Source organism: Natrialba aegyptia DSM 13077, from assembly GCF_000337535.1.
In the GTDB taxonomy this organism is placed as follows: Archaea; Halobacteriota; Halobacteria; order Halobacteriales; family Natrialbaceae; genus Natrialba; species Natrialba aegyptia.
Genome location: NZ_AOIP01000020.1, coordinates 60,828 through 81,659, shown reverse-complemented (window position 1 = coordinate 81,659; position 20,832 = coordinate 60,828). Strand labels below are relative to the sequence as shown.

General features: G+C 64.5%; 16 protein-coding genes and 1 pseudogene. 14 read left to right on the top strand and 3 right to left on the bottom strand.

Annotated features, from left to right (window positions below; all coding sequences use genetic code 11):
• Positions 1–291: 291 nt before the first annotated feature.
• The gene (lipA, locus tag C480_RS09760) at positions 292–1,302 is read right to left on the bottom strand and encodes a lipoyl synthase (protein WP_275040132.1); all 1,011 of its coding nucleotides are present in this window, start codon (positions 1,300–1,302) and stop codon (positions 292–294) included.
• A gap of 130 nt (positions 1,303–1,432) precedes the next feature.
• Here lipA and C480_RS09755 point away from each other — a divergent pair, with 130 nt between their 5' ends.
• The 5 genes from C480_RS09755 to C480_RS09735 all read left to right on the top strand — a co-directional run bounded on the left by C480_RS09755 (position 1,433) and on the right by C480_RS09735 (position 6,621).
• Positions 1,433–1,552, top strand: coding sequence for a sodium:dicarboxylate symporter (locus tag C480_RS09755; RefSeq protein WP_241433810.1), 120 nt, complete (start codon positions 1,433–1,435; stop codon positions 1,550–1,552).
• A gap of 106 nt (positions 1,553–1,658) precedes the next feature.
• Positions 1,659–2,174 (top strand): PH domain-containing protein, encoded by a 516-nt coding sequence (locus tag C480_RS09750; RefSeq protein WP_006665447.1) that lies wholly within the window; start codon positions 1,659–1,661, stop codon positions 2,172–2,174.
• 142 nt (positions 2,175–2,316) lie between these two features.
• A complete protein-coding gene (locus C480_RS09745) occupies positions 2,317–2,916 on the top strand; it encodes a hypothetical protein (RefSeq protein ID WP_006665446.1) in 600 nt (199 codons plus the stop codon).
• Between the two features lie 94 nt (positions 2,917–3,010).
• Positions 3,011–5,368, top strand: coding sequence for a DEAD/DEAH box helicase (locus tag C480_RS09740; RefSeq protein WP_006665445.1), 2,358 nt, complete (start codon positions 3,011–3,013; stop codon positions 5,366–5,368).
• 212 nt (positions 5,369–5,580) lie between these two features.
• Positions 5,581–6,621 carry a poly-gamma-glutamate hydrolase family protein gene (locus C480_RS09735; RefSeq protein WP_006665444.1) on the top strand — a complete coding sequence of 347 codons (1,041 nt, stop codon included), beginning with the start codon at positions 5,581–5,583 and terminating at the stop codon, positions 6,619–6,621.
• Here the strand turns inward: C480_RS09735 and C480_RS09730 are convergent.
• Together C480_RS09730 and C480_RS09725 are read right to left on the bottom strand one after the other, a co-directional pair.
• A complete protein-coding gene (locus tag C480_RS09730; protein ID WP_006665443.1) occupies positions 6,618–7,316 on the bottom strand; it encodes an HAD family hydrolase in 699 nt (232 codons plus the stop codon). The genes C480_RS09735 and C480_RS09730 overlap by 4 nt on opposite strands.
• Before the next feature lie 62 nt (positions 7,317–7,378).
• Positions 7,379–7,975 carry a DJ-1/PfpI family protein gene (locus C480_RS09725; RefSeq protein WP_006665442.1) on the bottom strand — a complete coding sequence of 199 codons (597 nt, stop codon included), beginning with the start codon at positions 7,973–7,975 and terminating at the stop codon, positions 7,379–7,381.
• Between the two features lie 104 nt (positions 7,976–8,079).
• On the opposite strand from C480_RS09725, the pseudogene C480_RS09720 reads away from it, so the two are divergent.
• The 9 genes and pseudogenes from C480_RS09720 to C480_RS09685 all read left to right on the top strand — a co-directional run.
• Positions 8,080–8,205 (top strand): annotated as a pseudogene (locus C480_RS09720) (MazG-like family protein); the annotation flags it as partial.
• Positions 8,206–10,104: 1,899 nt separating this feature from the next.
• Positions 10,105–10,881 carry a hypothetical protein gene (locus C480_RS09715; RefSeq protein WP_006665440.1) on the top strand — a complete coding sequence of 259 codons (777 nt, stop codon included), beginning with the start codon at positions 10,105–10,107 and terminating at the stop codon, positions 10,879–10,881.
• A 67-nt stretch (positions 10,882–10,948) separates the two neighbouring features.
• Entirely contained in the window at positions 10,949–12,028 is a 1,080-nt protein-coding gene (gene endA, locus C480_RS09710; RefSeq protein WP_049903521.1) for a tRNA-intron lyase, read from the top strand.
• Positions 12,029–12,220: 192 nt separating this feature from the next.
• Positions 12,221–13,408 (top strand): tubulin/FtsZ family protein, encoded by a 1,188-nt coding sequence (locus tag C480_RS09705; protein ID WP_006665438.1) that lies wholly within the window; start codon positions 12,221–12,223, stop codon positions 13,406–13,408.
• A 131-nt stretch (positions 13,409–13,539) separates the two neighbouring features.
• A complete protein-coding gene (locus C480_RS23455) occupies positions 13,540–13,713 on the top strand; it encodes a hypothetical protein (protein ID WP_161606999.1) in 174 nt (57 codons plus the stop codon).
• Between the two features lie 67 nt (positions 13,714–13,780).
• Positions 13,781–16,486 (top strand): ICP22 family protein, encoded by a 2,706-nt coding sequence (locus C480_RS09700; protein ID WP_006665437.1) that lies wholly within the window; start codon positions 13,781–13,783, stop codon positions 16,484–16,486.
• Positions 16,483–17,400 (top strand): DUF7269 family protein, encoded by a 918-nt coding sequence (locus C480_RS09695; protein WP_006665436.1) that lies wholly within the window; start codon positions 16,483–16,485, stop codon positions 17,398–17,400. Before C480_RS09700 ends, C480_RS09695 begins: the two co-directional genes overlap by 4 nt.
• A complete protein-coding gene (locus C480_RS09690) occupies positions 17,393–18,727 on the top strand; it encodes a DUF58 domain-containing protein (protein ID WP_006665435.1) in 1,335 nt (444 codons plus the stop codon). Before C480_RS09695 ends, C480_RS09690 begins: the two co-directional genes overlap by 8 nt.
• Positions 18,727–20,832 carry a DUF7519 family protein gene (locus tag C480_RS09685; RefSeq protein WP_006665434.1) on the top strand — a complete coding sequence of 702 codons (2,106 nt, stop codon included), beginning with the start codon at positions 18,727–18,729 and terminating at the stop codon, positions 20,830–20,832. The genes C480_RS09690 and C480_RS09685 overlap by 1 nt, the downstream gene beginning before the upstream one ends.

Genomic DNA, 20,832 nt, shown 5'->3' with positions numbered 1-20,832 from the left:
CTGTCAGTGGAATTCTTGCCATCGTGATCGAAGGACCGGGGAGAATCGCGTCGAGAATGCCGCGATCGTTTACCTTGATTATTATTTTTAGAATAGCCCCGGAAAGAGCGACGGCTTTCGCCAGAACAGTGGACAGTTGGGCAGCAAACTACCCGGAAACGGCGGTACAATCGACGGTGACTCGGCGCAGCGAGTCGAGAGCGGCCGGCGAAAAACGGTATCGGTGCGAGACGGACGGAGCGAACGGAGCAGGGCACTGAACGCGATCGAAACGCGATCGGTTCCGAGCGCTTACTCGGTCGCCGAGACGGGTGAATCGACGCGCCGAGCGTTTCTTCGGGCCTCCTCGACGCTCTTGCCCGCTCGGAGGACGGCGTCGACGAATAACTCGCCCGCTTTGTACGACGAGCGGACCATCGGACCGCTGGCGCAGTAGAGATATCCAAGTTCTTCTTCTGCGACCTGCCGCCACGTCTCGTACTTGTGCGGATGGTCGTAGCGCTCGACGTCCAGGTGGTTCCGCGAGGGCTGGAGGTACTGCCCGAGGGTGACGATGTCGACGCCGCGCTCGCGACAGTCCGCGAGGGTCTGGTAGACCTCGTGGTCGTACTCGCCGTGGCCGAGCATGATCGACGTTTTCGTGTAAATATCGGACTCGCGGTCGACCTGCTCCAGCACGGAGAGGGACTGTTCGTAGCCGGCGCGGCGGTCGCGCACGGGGAACTGGAGGCGATCGACGGTTTCGACGTTGTGCGCGATCACGTCCGGATCGGCGTCGATGATCTTCCGCACGAGTTCGGGCTCGCCCCGAAAGTCGGGGATCAACACCTCGACGAGGATGCCGGGGTGGCGGTCCGTGATCTCGCGGATGGTGTCGGCGAAGTGACCCGCGCCCTGATCGGGGAGGTCGTCCCGGTCGACGGACGTGAGGACGACGTAGTCGAGGCCGATTTCGGCGATGGCGTCGGCGACGTTCGCGGGTTCGTCGGGGTCGAGTGGCTCCATGCCGCCGGTGGTCACGTCACAAAAATTACACGCTCGCGAGCAGCGATCGCCCATGAGCATGAACGTGGCCGTGCCGCCCTCACCCTCGCCCGTTCCGGCCCCGCCGGACCAACACTCCCCGAGATTCGGGCAGTTCGCTTCCTCGCAGACCGTGTGCAGGTCCCGCTCGCGGAGCGTCTCCCGAATATCGGTGAACTCCCGCCCCGACGGGGGCCGCATCTTGAGCCAGTCGGGCTTTCGTGCGCTGCGCATACCGGACCGTCGGCGCGCGAGGTGAAAAACCGTGGTGGTTCTCACGATCTGACGGCCCTCCCGCACTCGCTGTCGGACACGCGCCCCACTCTGGAAACGCAGGTGTTGAACTCGTGACCGTCGACGCTCGCGACCGCCTGAACTCGTGAAACGCCGTTAAAATATGTGGGGACAGATGACCAACATTTCGGGTAATCTCGCCGTCACGACGGTCGTCGGCCGCTGGAACGACGCGGTCGAGTTCAGCGCCGGCGTTTGGAACGGTGAGTCGCCGACCGAACGCGCCGACGGATAGATACCGCCCGGTTCGCGGTCCTGCAACGCGAACCGAAGCAGCGAGCCGCTACTATTTAGGCATTCTCACGCCACCTTTACGGCCACGAACCGAATAACGGCGAGCAATGGGGTTGGGTTCGACTCCCAAGTGGTTTCACATTAGCGACGACGAGGACATCATCTGGGAGAGTCGTCCGCATCCGATTTCGATGGGGACCAGGATGCCGATCGGAATCGGGGTCGCACTCGTCGGCGTCTTGCTCGCCACCTGGAGCGCGACCGGTGGTATCGACACGCTGACGCTGCTCGGCGTTGCAGTCGCCCTCGTTGGCGCAGCGATTTCGCTCGTGCGCTACCTCGCCTGGACGAACACCCGCTACGTGATCACCTCCGGCGAACTGTACAAGAAACACGGCGTCATCTCCCGGAACGTCACCCAGTTTCGCCTCGAACGCGTCCAGAACACCAGTCTTCGCCAGACGATGCTCGGTCGCATCCTCGGCTACGGCGATCTGACCGTCTACACGGCCGGCTCCGGCGACCCAGAACTCACCTTCGAACGCGTTCCCCAACCCGAACACGCTTCCAGCCTGCTCAGCGACGAACTCGAGGAAACCGCGCGCAACGAGCCGGCTGTGTAGCCGTGTGAATCGCGATCCGGACTACCGAGGCTCACACCGGCGATTGTGCCACCCTGAACGTAACGACCACCTGGTCCAGCGATACACCGCGATACACCACGATACACAAAGCATATTACGTGGACGATGGTCGCCCCAGCCGATGGCACACCAGTCACTGTCGGCAACGGGACGATCGGTATCGCGCGCCACACGCGTTGCGGCGAGTACAGGTGTCGGCGTCCTCGCTGCCGCAGTCGGCTACCTCGTCACCTACCTGCTGGTCGTCGACGAGGTTCGCGAAGCATTCGGCGACAGCGTCGCCGACTGGATGGGCGTCGCCTGGTACTACTACAACGCCCACTTCGTCGAAATCGAGGCCTACGGAGAGGTCGGCGGCTTCAGTCGCACCGACACTGTCGACTTGATCGCCCAGTCCGAGACCACGAGTTCGGTAGCCGCGTACGCGATCCCGCCGCTCGTCCTCGTCGCCGTCGGGGCGATACTGGCGTCGCAGTTCGACGCGCGAAATCTCGGCGAAGCGGTTCTGGTCGGCGCACCGGTCACGATCGGCTACGCCGTCGTGATGGGGCTGGGCGCGATCGTCGCCGAGTCGAGCACGGAGGCCTCGTTCTTCGGCATCGACGCCGCGGAATCGATGGCTCCAGAACTCCTGCCCGCGGTCGTCCTCGGCGGCGTGCTCTACCCGGTCGTGTTCTCCACCACCGGGGCGGTCGTGGCGGCCTTGGTCCGGTCGCAGTAACCGGCCGCCGTCTCGAATTGGTTGCCCGAGTCATCAGCCCGCTGGCACGCACCGAAGGAAACGCCTTTCACCACCCGCTTCCCGTTTTTGTCTGATGGAGGTCGCCGAGGTTCTTCCCGAGTTCGCCGACGCCTTCGCCTTTAGCGAGTTCAACCGCATGCAACGCGAGGCCCTGCCCGCGCTGCTCGAATCCGAGGCCAACGTCGTCGCCAGCGCGCCGACCGCCTCGGGCAAAACCGCGCTGGCCGAACTCGCGATCTGCAAGGCGCTTGCCGACGGCGGGACCGCGCTCTTTATCGCGCCGCTACGGGCGCTGACCAACGAGAAGGAAGACGACTGGGACCGCTTCGAGGAACTCGGCTACTCGGTCTACGTCGTCACGGGTGAACGCGAACTGAACTCGCGGCGCGCCCGTCACGCGGACATTCTCGTGATGACGCCCGAGAAACTCGACTCGGCGACCCGCAAGCACGACTCCAGACGGTACGACTTCGTCACGGACATCGACGTCTGCGTCATCGACGAGGTCCACCTGTTGGACGCCGATCGACGGGGATCCGTCCTCGAAGTCACGATCTCCCGCCTGCGTCGGCTCTGTGACCCGCGCGTCGTCGCGCTCTCGGCGACCATGCCGAACGTCTCCGACGTGGCGGCCTGGCTCGACGCGCCCGATGAGACAACCTTCGAGTTCGGCGAGGAGTACCGTCCGGTCGAACTCAACGCGGGAGTCAAGACCTACACGCACGGCGAGAATTCCTTTGCGGACAAGTACCGCCGGCTGTACCGGGCGCTCGATTTGGCGGAGCCGCACCTCCGCGAGGACGGCCAGGCGCTCGTGTTCGTCTCCTCCCGACAGGATACCGTTCGGGCGGCGGAGAAGGCCCGCGACGAGATCGCCGAACGCGACGTGCCGATGGGGGCGCGCGGCGATTACGATTTTCATACGGAGTCGAAGGAACTCGACAACGACACGCTCCGGAATTCGGTGCTCGACGGCGTCGCCTTCCACCACGCGGGCCTCTCGAAGAACGACCGCGACCTCGTCGAGGAGTGGTTCAAGGAGGGCATCGTCGAACTGCTCTTTTCGACCTCGACGCTGGCCTGGGGGGTGAATCTGCCCGCCCGCTGCGTCGTGATTCGGGACACGAAACTCCACGACCCCCTGGAGGGCGAGGTCGACATGAGCCCGCTCGACGTGCTCCAGATGCTCGGGCGCGCGGGCCGGCCGGGCTACGACGACGTGGGCTACGGCTGGGTCGTCTGCGACGGCGCGGAGGCCGACAAGTACCGCCGCCTCCTGCGAAACGGCAAGGAGATCGAATCGCGCCTCGCCGAGAGCCTGCAGACGCACCTGAACGCCGAGATCGCGATGGGAACCATCACCGACTTAGAGGACGTGATGGACTGGCTCGAAACGACCTTCTACTACGTCCGCGGTCAGTCCCGCCCCGAGGACTACGACTTTCCGAACCTCAGACAGCGCGTCCGGGACTGCCTCGAAGAACTCGTCGACCGCGGCTTCGTCGAAACCGGCGCGGACCTCTCGATCGAAGCGACCCCCCGCGGCGTGCTCGCCTCGAAGTACTACCTTCGGCTCCCGACCGCCGCCGCCTTCGCCGAACTCTGTGACCGCGCGGCCGACGGCCCGGGAACGCTCGAGATGGACGATATTTTGACGGCCGTGGCGACCGCCGACGAGTTCGACTCGGTGTCGGCCCGCCAGGACGAACGCGACGCGATCGACGCCGTCCTCGTCGGGACCGACGCCGGCGACCTCGAAGCCGGGCAGCGGAAGGTGCTCGCGATCTTGCGCAGTTCCGCGAGCGGGACGACGCCGGCGGAGTTGCGAAGCGACGCCTGGGTCATCCAGCGGAACGCGACGCGACTCGTCTCCGCACTGGGGGCGTTTCTCGACCGGTTCGTCGGGCCGCACGCGGCGAATCTCGCGCGCCGAACCGAAGCCCGCATCGAGAACGGCGTCGCCGAGGACGCGGTCGGGTTGACGGCTATCGACGGCGTCGCGGCGGGTCGGGCAAGTAAACTCGCGAAAGAAGGTGTTTCGACCCCCGGCGACGTACTCGACGCCGATATCGACGGCATCGTCGGTGCCGGACTCGGTGACGGTGTCGCCGAGCGGATCTACGAGGGCGCACAGTCGCTCCCCTCGGTCGAGTTCAGTTGGGGCGCGTTCCCCGAGTCGATCGAGGCGGGCGAGAACGAGGTCTGCGAGGTGACGGTTCGCAACGTCGGCGAGCCGGCGCGGGCGGGCGTCCGCGTCACGGTCAATGGCGTCGAGATGACCAGTACGAGCACTTACCTCCGCGACACCGAGACCGTCCCGGTCGGCGTCTTCGGTGCCGACGCAGATGAACTCGAGTTCACGGTGAGCGTTGCCTTCCCCGAGGAGCCGCTGGTTCCGGTCGAGGGGACGCGAACCGTCCGGGTTCGGTGACGGGGCCGAACCGGGGCAAATCCAGTCGTTCCGTCTCAGGCCGTTGCTCGATCTCGTCGTCCGTTTCGACCGCGTCGTAGATCAGGATCGAGTAAGAGGGCGGTGAGAGTGTCCCGGTGGTGACAAGACGTCTCTCGCCGAGAAGTTTGTATCTGTCCGAACATATTAGCACCCATGAATCAATTTTATCCCGGTCCTTCTGGCAAACGCGAATGAATGTGAAACGTGAACTGTCCCCACGAACGCTACTGACAGCCATCGGCAGCGAGGCGATAGCCTGGGCGGGGGAACCGTCGTCGACGACGGCCGACGACCACGAAATCATCGATTTTGACCACGAGACGACAACCCACCGAGAGCGACTCGCACTCGCAGTGCAGACGCGCGACGAACTCGGCCTCGAGAACGGCGACCAGGTGCGAATCGAGTGCGGCGACTGCAACGACGGTACCGAAGACGGAATCGCCACGATCGGCGTCGGACTGGCGGAGCGACGCGGCGACGTCGTCGGCTTCGAGGAGGCCACGGCCGAGCGGCTGGCGTTCATCGACGACGGCGGATCGATGGACGACATCGTCGGCGCGGCGGCGTCGATCGAACCGTACGGTCCACACCCCGAGTACGAGACCCGGCAGGACGCGCTCGATCACACCGAGTACGTCGAAGTCCTCGAAGACGACGGCGCGGCCGCTGAACTCGCCGTGACCGCACCCCACGGGACGTACCTCGAGTACAATACCGAGAAACAGGCCGACCGGGTCTTCGATCAGACTACCGCCGAAGCCGTCGAGTGGACCTGCGTCGGCTACAGCGACGAGTTGGGTGCGTTCGACCGCTGGCACATCATGTCGGCGGATATTAGCCCGCGGTCGTTTCCCGAACTCGACCGAATCGCCGACCGCGGGTTCGACCACGCGGTGAGTTTTCACGGCTTCAGCGGCTGGGACTGCTTCGACCAGGATATCGTGATCGGAGGCGGTGCCCCCGAGCAACTGAAGCGAGACCTCGAAGCCGAGATCGAATCCCGCACCGAGTTCGCGGTCCTCGTCACGGGCGTCGACGGCGACGAAGCGACCGATCACGACTGCGAGCAAGAGCCGTTTCCCGGGACCAGCACCGCCAATTTCGTCAACTGGCTCACCGCGGACGATGCCAGCGGCCTTCAGGTCGAACAGTCGCCCGTCGTTCGGGAGGACGGGAACTGGGAAGTAATCGCCGACGCCGTCGTCGACGTGTACGAGCGAGCGATCTAGCGGGCGTCGTCCGCGGTGAACGCCAGGACGGTCCGAGAGAGCGCCGCCGGCGTCTCGACCACCACGTCCGCCCCCGACCGGTCGATGTCGCCGTGGGCGTCGATCCGGTAGGCGACCACGGCCGTGCCGGCCCGCTCCGCCGCCTCGATGCCGTTCGCCGAATCCTCGACGACGGCGCACGCGGCGGGCGGGACGCCGACTTCGTCCGCGGCGTACTCGAACACGTCCGGAGCCGGTTTGCTCGCCGCGTCGATGTCGTCGGCGCTGATAACGTGGTCGAACGAGTCGCCGAGTTCGAATCGGTCCGTGACCCAGCCGATCCACTCGTGGGGCGACGAGGAGACGATCGCCGTCTCGATCCCGCGCGCATCGAGTTCGGCGAGCAAGTCGTGCAGTCCGTCGAGCAGTTCGACCCGTTCCGTGTAGAGTTCTTCCGCGGCCCGGGCGAACCGATCGACGAACTCGTCGCGCGTGATCGCCGTTCCGTACGTCGAGTCGAGGTAGTCGTAGATCTCCCGGTAGTTCATGCCGCTGACTTCGGCGACGTCGACGTCTTCGTTCGGGACCGCCGCGGGGAGAATTTCCTCCTCCTGGAAGGTCACCCAGTAGTCCTCGCTGTTGACGAGGACGCCGTCCATATCGAATAACACTGCATCGACGCTCACGTCCGTCGTGACTGCCGTCGCTTCGTCCATGTGTATCGGGCTACCCGACGGTCCCGTATAGCCGTTTGGCTCGCAGCCGGTTTCGTCGCGAGTTACCCGAAAACGTCGCCGCGGCGCTCGTGGGCCATCTTGGTTGCGACCTCGTCCGCGACCGACGCGCCGAACTCGCGATCGACGAGCCAGAGGCCGAGATCGATCCCCGAGGTGACGCCGCCGGCGGTGAGCACGTCGCCGTCGTCGACCACGCGCTCGTCGACCACGTTCGCGGCGGTCGCCTCGAGGTCGTCGACCGCGACGCGATGCGTGGTCGCGGGGCGACCCTCGAGCAGCCCCGCCTCGGCGAGGACCATCGCCCCGGTACAGACCGAGGCAACGGTCGCGCCGTTCGTGTAGCGTTCGTCGACCGCGTCCGGCAACGCGCCGCCCTCGACGGCCGCGCGAACGCCCTCGTTCGCGCTCGTCCACCCGCCGCCCGGGACGAGCAACAGGTCCGGGTCGCCGAGCGTCCCGTCGGGTTCGACCCGCAGGTCGTGGCTGGCCGTCACGAGATCGGTCTCCTCGAGCGTCACGAGTTCCGTGTCGACCGACGCGCCGGCGTGGGCGGCGTTCTCGAGCACCTCGTACGGACCGATCGCGTCGAGTTCATCGAAGCCGTCGAACAGGACGATTTCGGCGGTAAGATCGACCATGTGCAACCGGTCACTGTCGCGGAAGAAACGTGTTGTGCCGGCATCAACGTGCAACGCAGCCCCGAGCCGATCATCTTTTCTTCCGACAGGTTCTGGGGCGACCTATGACGACCCAGTCTCAGTCCCAGCAGGACCGCGTCGCCGCGTTCATCGACCGCCACGACCTCGAAACCCCACCCGCGTTCAGGCTGCTCGATCTCACGTCCGAGGTGGGTGAACTCGGACGCGAGGACGACAACCTGTCCTGGCAACTCGAAGTAGATAACTAGCGTTAGCCGCTACACGTAGCAGAGAATCTCTCGGTCTACCACACATAATTAGACTAGAGTATGGATATGATGAACATCAAACGCACAGAAATTACATTGTGCGATATGAAACAAGCTATTTTTTTTTNTTTTTTTTTCGAAGTTCTAAGATAGATTGACCAACAACAGTATTTGCACCAATTATTAATTCGCCCTCATTTTGGAGTATCTCTCGAGTTTCTTTACTTAATAACATATTCTTCTGTTGTGAACTTAATTCATCTTCAGCAACCCTAATATGTTCTCTTTTACGCAAGTCTGATGTATTCATAGTTCTAAGATTCCCGACATTATCTGGTGCTGTGAGATCAAAATCATCACTTGCATAAGCATTATTGACAGGTAACGAAGAAGTCGTCACTCCTTCCACATCAATATTTGACGTATTACCTTTTTTAATTCTTACTGTTAGGTCAGCATATACTGCACTCTCAGTAACTCCTTGTCCAATATCATCATCCCACTCCCAAATACGTTGGTAATGGTTGCCAGATTCACCACCTGAACTTTGAGTAAGATATGCGAAAGCCATTGTTGCTATAATACCGGGTACTGTCCTCCGAAGGATGGCCGGTCCAATCGCAATCCCAATGTCAAATGCACCAGAAACAACGGCTGCTGCGCCCGCCTCCTCATCATAAAATGAATCATCGTGATCATCCTCTCTAGTTTGCATATACTCATATCCACCTATTGCATATGGTTCAATGGGTTGGCTTGCTTGAACCACATCGCCAGTTACGTCTATAGTAAACATATTCCGCAATATTGATGAAGTATCGTTTCCACCAATATTAGCAGTTCCCATGCCACTTATTTTAATCCTATAAATATATTCTGGGTAGTCACCTGGATCTGGCCAGGAATTATGTATATCAGCATACATAATACTGCTTAATCGATATTCACCCGAAGAAGTGTCCAATGTCTGTGTATCCGAGTCACCTCCAACACCACTCCCACAATCAGGTGGGCACGGATCAATGGGATCTGCTCTTGTAGTTATCGGAGTGTTCCCAATCCCAAATAAACCAATGCTTGCTCCACTAATACTTGATAATACTTTACGCCGATCTATCTGTCTTCTATTTGAAGACAGACAATGATAATACTGTTAACAAGATAAAAAGCTATTCCTATAGGAAATTTCTGTTGGTCCTGCCACGTCATCATTCACTATATAAGGGCCCATATTATTCAATTAATGTTATTTAAATATTTGTGACTTAACTATCGTAACCCCGCCTCTGTGTAGCTTTCGATTGACAGTATAAGAGTGGCTGGCGTAAATAGCGCTACAATGATCAGCATCATGAATCATCTCGTTAGTAGAATCATGGACTTCAATTTATCTTCAGACTTAAGTTTTCTGAATCCTATATCAAGATAGAGATTACAACCAGATTTAATTAGACGAACTCTCATACAGGTTTTAATAGAATCTTCACTAGAAATATATCCACTAATGTCACTGAACTCCCACATATATTAATGTAGAACATATTTTCAATAGTTGCTAACGATAGCTAACATCAATATCAAATGACTGATTGTAGTATGAAATAGAGTTGTTGATTCGCGACTATTGGTTAGCAGAACAAATTGCCAGACGATCCCATCCAGAATGTATGGTATCACGGCAGCTTTGGGAACAAATATTCAATGATGACGATGTCACTGACACAGACACTGACGGTCTTATCGTGATCTGTAACCGAGTGGACCGAAGATCGACAGTAAAAGTGTACCGTCTTCTGATGGCGTACTGACTAGTAAGTGTATCACCCATATATTTAAATAGGAATCGGCATCAGCCAGCCTATGATCGACGACGCGATTCGCGTCCTCGCCGGCGACTGTACCGTGATCGCCGAGGCCGACGACCGATCGGAGTACCGCGGCCGGGTGACGACGATCGTCAAACCCGACAACACCGTCCTCGTCCACGACATCGACGGCTACCAGCCCGTCGCCTGGCTCACGCGCGCCGACAGCGTCTCCAGCGACCGTGCGGGCGACTTCACGCTCGTCGCGAAGAAGGACACCCAGACCCTGCGAATCGCAGCCCACGACCAGGACGGCTTCGCTCACTACCCCGCCTCTGCGGCCGGGACGCCCGTTGGAACGTGCCAAAACGAGAACTGCGCCGGTGAACTCGTCCGCTCGAAGGGCGTCCACTGCGTCGACTGCGGGACGCGCTACGGCATCCCGACCGACGCGACGATAAAGGACGACCAATCGTACTGCGACTGCGGGCTGCCGCGGATGCGCGTCGAGCGCGGCCTCGCGTTCGACGTCTGTCTCGATCGCAACTGCGAATCGCTCGATGAGGCCGTCAGAGAGGCCTTCGACCGCGAATGGGACTGTCCGGAGTCGAACTGTGACGGCGACCTTCGCATCCTCCGGCGCGGCGGACTCATCGCCGGTTGTGAGCACTATCCCGAGTGCGACACCGGCTTCGCGATGCCCGCGGGCGTCGTCGACGGGGAGTGTGACTGTGGCCTGCCGACGTTCGAAACGCACGGCGGGACGCGGTGTCTCGATGCGACGTGTGACCGAGCGGTCGCCCGACACGTCGAGGCTGCAGGCGACGACTGAGATCGGTCGGACGGCACACGCAGCGTCGATCCACACGCACTTAACGCACCACAGACAACCACTGCGTATGTCACTGGAGGGGCGATTCGACGCCGAGACGGGCGTCGTCCGCGTCGGCAACGACGCGCGCCAGCGCTATCACGACTCGCGCGGCTACGGCTATCCACTCGAGGGCAACGAGATCGCTCTCGCGCCCGTCGAGGCGGCCCACTTGCTCTACCGCGGCGACCTCGACGCCGTCGTCGACGATGCGACCGGCGACCGGCTCGACTTTCAAGCGTTTGCCAACCGTGAACCCGGTACCGACTTCGGCGTCCGATTTCTCGTCTACGCGGATCTTCGCGAACGCGGGTTCTACCTTTCACCGGCCGCCGAGCCGTGGGTCGACGACCCGCCAGGGGGAGCGGTCGACTTCGCCGTCTTCCCCCGCGGCAAGGGCCCCGGCGACGGCGAAATCGCCTACGCACTCCGAATCATCGGCGAACGAACCGACGTCCCCGCGAGTTCACTTGCAGAGGGCGTGCTCGCGGTCGTCGACGAAGAAAGTGAGATCACGTACTTCGAGGTGACGGAGAGCGAGCCGACGGGGAGCACGGCGACCACGCTCCCGAGCGGGGTCGACGCAACGTTGCTCGCGGACCGCGTCGTCCTCTGGGAGCCGCCGATCGACCTCTACGAGGATGCATTCTACGGCCAGCCGCTGGAAGGGCGGGAGTACGAGCGGCCGACGCTGCAGTGTTCGCTCCTCGAAGCAGCTTACCTTGCCAGACGGGACGTGATCGACCTCGAGTTCGGTGCGGTTCGGGAGCGGGGACGCGAGGTCGAGGGGGAACGCTTCGACCGCCGATTGCGAGTCTATACCGAACTGCGCGAGCGCGAAATCGTCCCCAAGACGGGCTACAAGTTCGGGGCTGACTTTCGGACGTACGCCGAGGTGGAGTCGGTCGCCGAACTCGGACACTCGGAGTTACTGGTACGGGTTCATCCCGCGGGAGCGGTCTTCGAGCCCCGAGATCTGGCACTCGACGTGCGGCTGGCCCACGGGGTGCGAAAGACGATGGTGTTCGCGCTTGTCGAGCGGGATGACGGAGCGACACCTGCGGAGTCCGATATCGAGTGGTGGTCGATCGAGCGGTTAACGCCGTAGTCCATAGTCCAGAGTCCGTAATCCGTAATCCGTAGTCTGTAGTCTGTAGTCTGGCCACGCAAACTCCGGACGCCAGCCACTCCAATGGTAGTCGTTCTATCCGTCCACTTAGGTGCTGGACACTATCGCGACGTGACAATGGAACCGACACAAACGGAACCATGAAAGTCCCGCCAGCCGATAGGGATCACCATGCAACTCGAGGTGATCGGGGTCGGCGGCGCAGGATGTCGAATCGCCGATGCGATTCGCACGGCAGAAACCGCGACCCGGCCGTTTCTCTGTGACGTCTTCGCGTTCGATACCGATGCGCAGGCGCTTGCCGAACTCGAATCCGTTCCCGATGACCACCGCCACCGATACGGTGCGGGCATCGATACCGGCCTCAACGGGAACCTTCAGCGCGGCGAGACGCTCGGCGACGAACACGTCGACGAACTCAGCCGCAAACTCGACGCCGGCCAGCCCTCGGCCGCGGACGCGTTCCTCGTCGTCGTCGGCCTCGGCGGCGCAACCGGCGGCGGGGCCGCACCCGAACTCGTCGCAAATCTGCAGACGCTGTACGACGTACCGGTGTACGTTCTCGGGACGCTCCCGGCCGACCGCGAGCGCTCGCCCGACGGTGATCCGTCGGTACCGACCGACGACACTCGTCCGTCAGGCGCAGATGCGGATGGCGCGACGCGACCGCTTGCCGCAGCGAACGCGACGCAGACGCTCTCTCGACTCGACGGCCTCGCGAACGCCGTTCTCTGTTTCGACAACGAGCCGTGGCTTCGGACCGGCGAGGACATGGTCGACGGGCGTGCCCGACTCAACCGGGAGCTTGCAGCCCGCATCGAAGCGCTGTTCGGTGCGACAGCACAGCCGGCCGACGAGCGTGCAACGAGCGCCGAGACCGTCATCGACGCGAACGACATCCGCCGCATTCTGGGCAACGAGACGGCGCTCGTCTCGCTCGGCTACGGCACGCAGCGAATCGAATCCGGGGACGACTCCGGCTCCGTACTGGGATTCGAACTCGATTTTGGCCTCGGTCTCTTCGGCTCGGACTCGACCGTCGAAACGAGCGCCGCCGTCAGCGCCGTCGAAACCACGGTCGGCAAAGCGATCCAGGGGAAACTCACGCTCGAGTGCGAGCGCACGAACACCGACCGGGCGCTGCTCGTCGTCGGCGGGCCGCCCGAGTGGCTCAATCGGACGGCAGTCGCGGACGGTCGTCGCCGGCTCGAATCGGCGACGGAATCGACGCAGACGCTCGGCGGTGACGCACCGCGAGCGGACAGCGAGGCCGTCTTCGCGCTCGCAGTGCTGGCCGGAATCGAACCTGTGGACCGAATCGAGCAGTTGCAAGCAGCGGCGCGCCAGTCCGGGCAGTGACAGCGCAGTACCCCGCCGACTACATTAGTTACGTATTCTGTCAGTACTCCACGGCGGAAAAACGACCGTCCAGTAAGTGTTTTGGCCGTCTGCATGTCATCTGTGCGTACGTTTATAGTCGAAGAACCAATATGTCTCTTCGAACGGCAGGTCTGGATGAGAAGGGAACCGACGAAACCGGCGGAGCCGACACGAACGTCGGACGCAGCGACGAGTTCACGTTCGGGATCGGTATCGGCGTCGGCGTCGACATCGGTATCAACACCAGTACCGGAATCCGGATCCGCATCCGAGTTCGGATCTGAGTCCGAGTGCAAGTCGGGCCCCGGCCCCGATTGGATACAGTTCCTGCTCGTCGTACTGACCGTCCTGGTGCTCGCGCTGGCAGCGATTGCGATCCCGGCACTCGGCGGCATCGGCGGCGACGGAACCCGTTCGGCCGCGGGGGCAGGGAATCTCCTTGAACTCGGCGCGGGCGGGAACGACAGTGTAGATGGCACAGCCGAGACAGGGGGGACAGCACGAAGCGGAAACGGTAGTACTGAACTCGGGAGCGGGAGCGAGAGCGGGAACGGGAACGGAAGTGGTGGATCGGCGTCCAGTGGTGAGGATGGGAACGGTGGAGCGGCGGTTCCGAATCGGGACGGGGAGACGAGTGATGGAGGCCGTGGCGGGGATGGAGACGAGTTCAGTGGCGGTTCAGGAGAGGATGGTGAGTCGAGTGAGAGCGGGTTCGAGAGCGACGAGAGTGGCGCTGGTGGTGAGGGTGGCGCTGGTGGTGAGCAGAGTGGGGACGGAGAAACTGGTGGTGATTTCGGCGGTGGGGCCGGCGAGGGAGGCGAGACTGGCGAGACTGGTGTTGTAGGGGAGAACGGAACGGCCGGGGAACCGGGCGGTGATGGCGAGTTCGGCGCAGACCCTGACGAGGGGGACGAGTTCGGCGACGAGGTCGGTGACGAGTTCGGCCAGGACGGGAGTGGTGCCGAGGGGAGCGATAGCGACGGAGAGCCGGAGAGTGGGGAGGGTGCGCCGGGAGAGGAGACCGACGGCGATGGGGTCGATAGCGACGACGAGTCCGAATCGAGCGAGGGCGGAGACGAGCCGGGGACCGGGTCGGGGGACGCCGAGGAGTCTGCCGGACGGGACGGGAGTGGTGGGGGAACCGACGGCGAAACGGAGAGCGAGGGGGCCGCAAGCGGCTACGATATTTCCTTCGACGAGTCGCCGACGCCCGGAAGCGAGGTCGAGGTTACCGTCACGGAAGACGGCGACCCGCTCCCGGACGCGACGGTTTCCTTCAACGGGGACGCGATCGGCGTCACCGGTGTTGATGGGACCGTGAACGGAACGGTGCCGTTTACGGAGGCGGTGACGGTCACGGTCGAGCCACGAGAGCGAGAGCAGGAACAGGAATGGGAACGAGAACAAGAACAAGAACGGACACAATCCCCGGCAGCGACGGCAGTGCGGGACCCAGCCGTTCGGGGCGCGATCGGCGCGCGTCTCGGGGGCTCATCGATCCAGTTCTACGGCGGGAGCGTCGCCGGGCCACCCGCTCGCTTCCAAGACGAGAGTACGGACGAGGGAGGTGCGTCGAACGAGTCGGCACAGCCGAGGGGACGAGCGGCGGGCACCGAACGGACCGTCGAAATGGACGCTGAGACCACGCTCGCGATCGATCGTGCGAGTGAACTCGCGGACGACGACGCGGTCCTGGCCGGAACGAACAGCACGGTGACGGCCGCGGTCGAGGGGAATCCGATCCCAGCGGGGACGGTGCTACTCGACGGGGAACAGGTCGGGACGACGGACGAGTTCGGAACGGCGGAAATCGAGATGCCGGAAACGCGGGGAGAAACGACGATCGCCGTCGAGCGCGACGACATCCGTGCCGAGCGAACGGTCGGGGTCTACGGGCTGTCGATCGAGGTCGTCGAGCGGGTGCCGCTCCCCGGTCGAACGGTCGAAGCGGTGGTGCAGTACGACGCCGGAGATGCACGGGACGGAGTCGAAGACGGGAGCGAAACCGCCACGGACAACGACACCGGGATGCCGGGCGCAGCAACTGCGGTCGAAAATGCGACCCTGCTGATCGATGGGGACCCGGTGACGGCGACCGGAGCCGACGGGACCGCGACGGTCGCCCTTCCCGTTTCGAACGAGGCCACGATCAGCGCGCAGGTCGCCGGGACGACGGCCGAAACCACCCTCACCGGACTCTACCGGAACGCCGCAGTCGTCGCCACCGTCGGACTCGCACTCGTCACCCTCCTCGGATGGTTCCTCAGGCGTCGGTTCGAAATGACGACGGCGACGGTCCAAACGCTGCCGGAGCGAGTTCGTCGACTCCTGGCTCGAACGGGCGAGTTCATCCGAGACCTCGGGGCACGGACCATCGAGGCGGTCGTCCGCCTCGCCGCCGTCCTCGAACGAGTCGGGAACTGGCTGGCCGTCCAGGGTCGGGCCGCGCTGCGAGCACTCCAGCGGACCGGTCGTCGACTCCGCGGACTGCCGGGTGAACTCGCGGAGCGAGGGCTCGCCGCACTGACGGTGCTCCATCCGAGACGGTTCGTCGCGTTCATCCGCGCCGTCCTGCGGTCGTTGCGACGGTCGGCTCGAGAACGCAAAGCGGAGTCGGCTTCGGACGCTCGCGCCGAGACGAGCGGGACCGAATCGGCGGGCGAGCCCAGCGGTCGAAGACGAACGGTCCGCGGACTCTGGCGCGAGTTCGTCCGCGCGGTACGACCGCCCGACGTTCGGACGAAGACGGCGGGCGAGATCGGCCGGTACGCGGTCGAGCGCGGGTTTCCGGAGCGACCGGTTCGGACCGTCGTCGAGGGTTTCAGAGACGCGGAGTACGGCGAGTCATCGCCGGCGAAGCCGCGGATCGAACGCGTGCAGGCTGCCGTGCGGTCGGTCGCCGGAAAGACGGCCGCAACGGCGGACGCAGACACCGAAGCAGGGGCAAGGGCAGAGGACGCGGAACGGGTGGGAAAAGGAACGGCGGATACGATGCCGCGGGGCGAACACGATCCGAACCGAGAAGGCGAGACGGTAACAGAGGGTGACCGGCCGTGAGCGACCGATCGGGGCTGAACGTGCTGCTCGGCGTGCTCGCGGTCGGCACGCTCGGTATCGCCACGATACTGGCAGCGGCCCCGACGGTTCTCCCGGCCGCGATCATCGAACTCGTGGCGACGGTCGAACAGACGGTCGACGCGGAGCGTGCTCTCCTCGTGCTCGGCGGGGTGATCGGGCTGTTCGCCCTCTGGCGGGCGTACTTCTCGGGAGCGAGTGGCGTGGGGGATCGTGGCATCGGCACTGCGTATGAACGGAACCGACCCCGGACGCGAGTTCAAAATCCGCACGGGGACCGTGTCGGGAATCGACCGCCGACACGAACTCGGGGGGCAGTGGGTGAACCGTCGGCCGTCGGGGTGGTCGGCGAGGAAATCACCGAGCGCGTCGACCGGACGAGTCGCGCGTTGAAACGGGGATCGGTGGGAACGGTCCGGACGGAAGCCGTCGTCGAGGAGCTTCGGGAGACGCTTCGAGCCGTCGAGAGGGCACACGGTCGGAGGGATAGGACGGATGCGGACGGGGCGGATGCGGACGGAGCGGATGGAGTGGGGAAGGCGGACGGAATCAACAAGGTCGACGAGCGGATTCGGCGCGGCGAGTGGACGGACGACCGGATCGCGGCGGCGTTTCTCGGCGACGAGTCCGCAGGGCGGCTCTCGATCTGGCACCGACTTCGGAACTGGTTGTTCCCGGGACGAACGTTCGAACGCCGTCTCGAGCGAACGATTACCGAACTGGAGCGGTACGCAACGGAATCCGCCGAATCGAGGGTTACAACGGGAGAGACGGACGACGCACGGAGAGCGGGAGGGGCGGTGGAAGACGGGGAACCGACTAATCGAAAGCCGGACAACGCCGGCGGCGATTCCGCCGGAGACACCGCGACACCACCGGAGGGAACGCGTGCGTAGCGTCTCCCGGTGGCACTCCGGCGTCGTCGCGTCGCTCGCCCTCGCCGCCGTCGGCACCGTGTTCGGCTCGGCGACGCTGTTGCTCGCTGGGACCGTCCCCGTCGGCTACCTCGGCTACGCCGCGCTGTCGTCCGTTCCCGATCCGGCGGCGGCGGTGTCGATAGAACGCGACTGCGAGCCACGGCTGCCCCACCCCGGCGAGCGCGTCGACGTGACGCTCACGGTTCGAAACGACTCGACGCGACCGCTTCCGGACGTTCGAATCGCCGACCGCGTTCCGTCCGAAATCGCCGTCGTCGACGGAACCGCACGGACCGCGACGACGCTCCGCGCCGGCGAGCAGACCGAGTTCACCTACGCGGTGCGCCCGCGGCGGGGCACCTACGCCTTCGACGACGCGTGGGTCCGCGTGCGAAGCCTGAGCGGAACGGCCGTGGCGACGGCCTCGATTCCGGCCGCCGGCGACGACGAACTCGAGTGTACGATCCCGGTAGACGGACTCTCGCTCCGCCGGGAGACGCTGCCGCTCGCCGGAGCCGTCGCGAGCGACAGCGGCGGCGCGGGGTACGAGTTCCACTCGACGCGGGACTACCACCAGGGCGATCCGGTGAGCCGGATCGACTGGCGGCGGTACGCCCGGACGGGTGAACTCGGCACCGTTCGCTACCGCGAGCAGGAGGCGACGAAGGTCGTGGTCGTCGTCGACGGCAGGGCGGTGTCGGGAGTCGCGGCGGCCCGCGGACACCCGGGCGGAACCACGCTCGCGGCCTACGCTGGGACGGTGACGAGTGCGGCGATGCTCGAGGCCGCCCACAGCGTCGGGGTCGTCGGACTCGGCGTTCGGAGCCGGATACCCGGCGTCTACGCGGGACCGCCGGCGTACGTCGAACCAGGAAGGGGTGCGGACGTGAGCGGTCGAATTGCGAGCGTCTGTGACGCCGTCGCCGCACGGGATGAGCCGACGCAGACGCGGGCGCGAAGCGATGGCGGCGAGGGTGAACGAGCGAGGGCGAGCGAGACGCCGACGGCGACCGCCGACCGGCTCGAGACGCTGTTGCCGTCGGACGCGCAACTCGTGGTCTGTACGCCGGCGGTGGACGACGGCATCGTCGACCTCGCGCTGGCGCTTCGACGGCGCGGGTACCGGCTATCGGTCGTGTCGCCGAACGTGGCGACGCGCGCGGAAATCGGGGCGCGGCTGGCGGCAATTCGCCGGGAGACGCGGCTCGAACGCCTCCGTCGAGGGGAGATTCCCGTGGCGGACTGGGAACCGGAACAGCCGCTCGCGACGACCCTCGAGCGGGCGTTCGGGGAGGTGCGTCGCTAATGGCGACGGACGAGGAGTTCGAGCCCCAGAAGCGGGGACGGACGGGACGGCGACATGCCGATGGAGGACCGACGACAGCACCACGACCGGACGCGAGGCGATCCACCACCGCGCGAGCCGGCGGGACGGTCGGCGCGCCGATACCCGCCGGCGCGACGATTCTGGCGACGCTCGTCGGGATACTCGTTCTCGCCGTCAGCATCGATGCCGTCGCGGCGGCGATCGTCGCCGGTCTCACCGGCGGCATACTAGCGGCGACGGTGACGGCCACGAAACGGCGAGCGCCGGGCGGTCGAGCCGTCGGGAGCCTGCTCGCCGTGCTCACCGCGCTCGGAACGGCCGGCGCGCTCGGACTCGCCCTTCGCGGCGATTCGGTCTCGGTTCAACCGGAATACCGCGTCGGGGTCGTCCTCGCGATCGTTCTCGCGGCGTTCGGCGGCGCGGCGACCAGAACGGGCGCGGTCGGCGATGGTGCCGTCCGCTCCGCGCTGCCGGTGGTCTGGCTCACGTCGATCCCCGTCGCCGTCGTGTCGGTGGCGTTTTTCGACCCGATTCGGTCACCGTCGCTGTGGCCCGCTCTTCCCGGGACTGGTACTGAGACTGGAACAGGGACAGGAAACGGGAACGGCACCACTCCAGCACAAGTGCTCGGTGAACTCGTGTCGCCGTCTCCGTCGGCGACGACTGCGGGTGCACTGAGCTTCGTCGGGCTCCTCGTGGGACTGCTGTGGCTCGCGGTGCTCGTCCTGCCGCGACTGCCGATTCCGGAGTTGCTCCCCCGGGACCGACGCGAGACAGCACGCCGGCGGATCGAGTGGCTCACCTCGCGAGCGGGCTGGACCGGCTGGGCAGTCCTGGGTGGCACCCTCCTGGCGAGTTCAGTCGCGGTCCTGGCTCGAACCGGCGACAATCGAGGCATCGATACCGCGGCCGCGCTCGTCGAGTCGACGCTCGTCCCGCTAACCATGGCGACACCCGTTCGCCTCGCCGTTCTCGCGGGGATTGTCGCGCTCTGTCTGGCCGGCCTCGGCTCGCGGCTCCCCGCGCTCTCCAGACTTCGATACAGTGCGGCCGTCAGGTGGCTGCCGGCGTTCGCGGGCGGGGTCCTCGTCGTGGTTCTCGTCTCGATCGGCTACCCGGTAGTGTTCGACCGCTGGATCGGTCCCGAACTCGAGGCGATGGCCGCCGCGAACGAACGGGGCGCGCTGCCGGGAGCCTCCGGTGAACTCGCGGCCGATGACCTGCGTTCGCTCGCGTCGCCGCCGACGGGCATCGCCGTCGCCGGATTCCTGCTAAGCGGGTTCGTCGGGACGATCTTCGCGCTACTGGTCGCCGTCTGGCTGCTCGGCGCACTCGGCCCGCTTTCGGACCGCGCGGCTCCCGCCACGCTGGCCGCGAGTTCGCTCGTCGCCGGCGGCGTGGTCGTCGCGCTCGGCGGCGGGTCGACGCTCGCGGTCGGCACCGCCGTCGCCTGCGGGCTCGTCGCCTGGGACGCCGGCGTCTACGGCGTCTCGCTCGTCGACGAACTCGGTCGAGACGTCTCCGCACGACGGCCGGCACTGGCGCATACGACCGGCACAGTCCTCGTCGGGGTGCTCGGGATCGGTCTTGCAGTCGGCCTCGACTCCATCCTCGACCGGGTCGCGATCCGCGCTGGCGTGACGATCGCCGTCGCTTGTACCGTTGCGTTGCTCGCCTCGTGTATCGTTCTCAAACGACGAGCGACCGCCGCCGCTGCGGCCGGCCGAACCCGAACGGGCGACATCTCTCGGCTCCCCGTTGCGGCGGGAACCGTCCCTGGCATCGACGCCGGCGAGGCCCGCGCCCTGCGAACTGCCGGCTTCGAAACGATCGGCGACATCCAGACCGCCCGCGCGGCCGAACTCGAATCCGTCGAGACGCTGAGCGACGAGACGGTCGCGGCCATCACCTCGCGTCTCGACGCTGCGCCGTCGGGTGAGCCGGCCGCAGCCGAGTTCACCGGCGATGAGTCGCTTCCGGACGAGACACAGGCACAGACGGAGACCATCTCCGAGCCGTCATCCGACGAGAGCGCCGAGAGCGACGAGAGTGAAACCGAGCACTCGACTTCGAAAACCGACTAG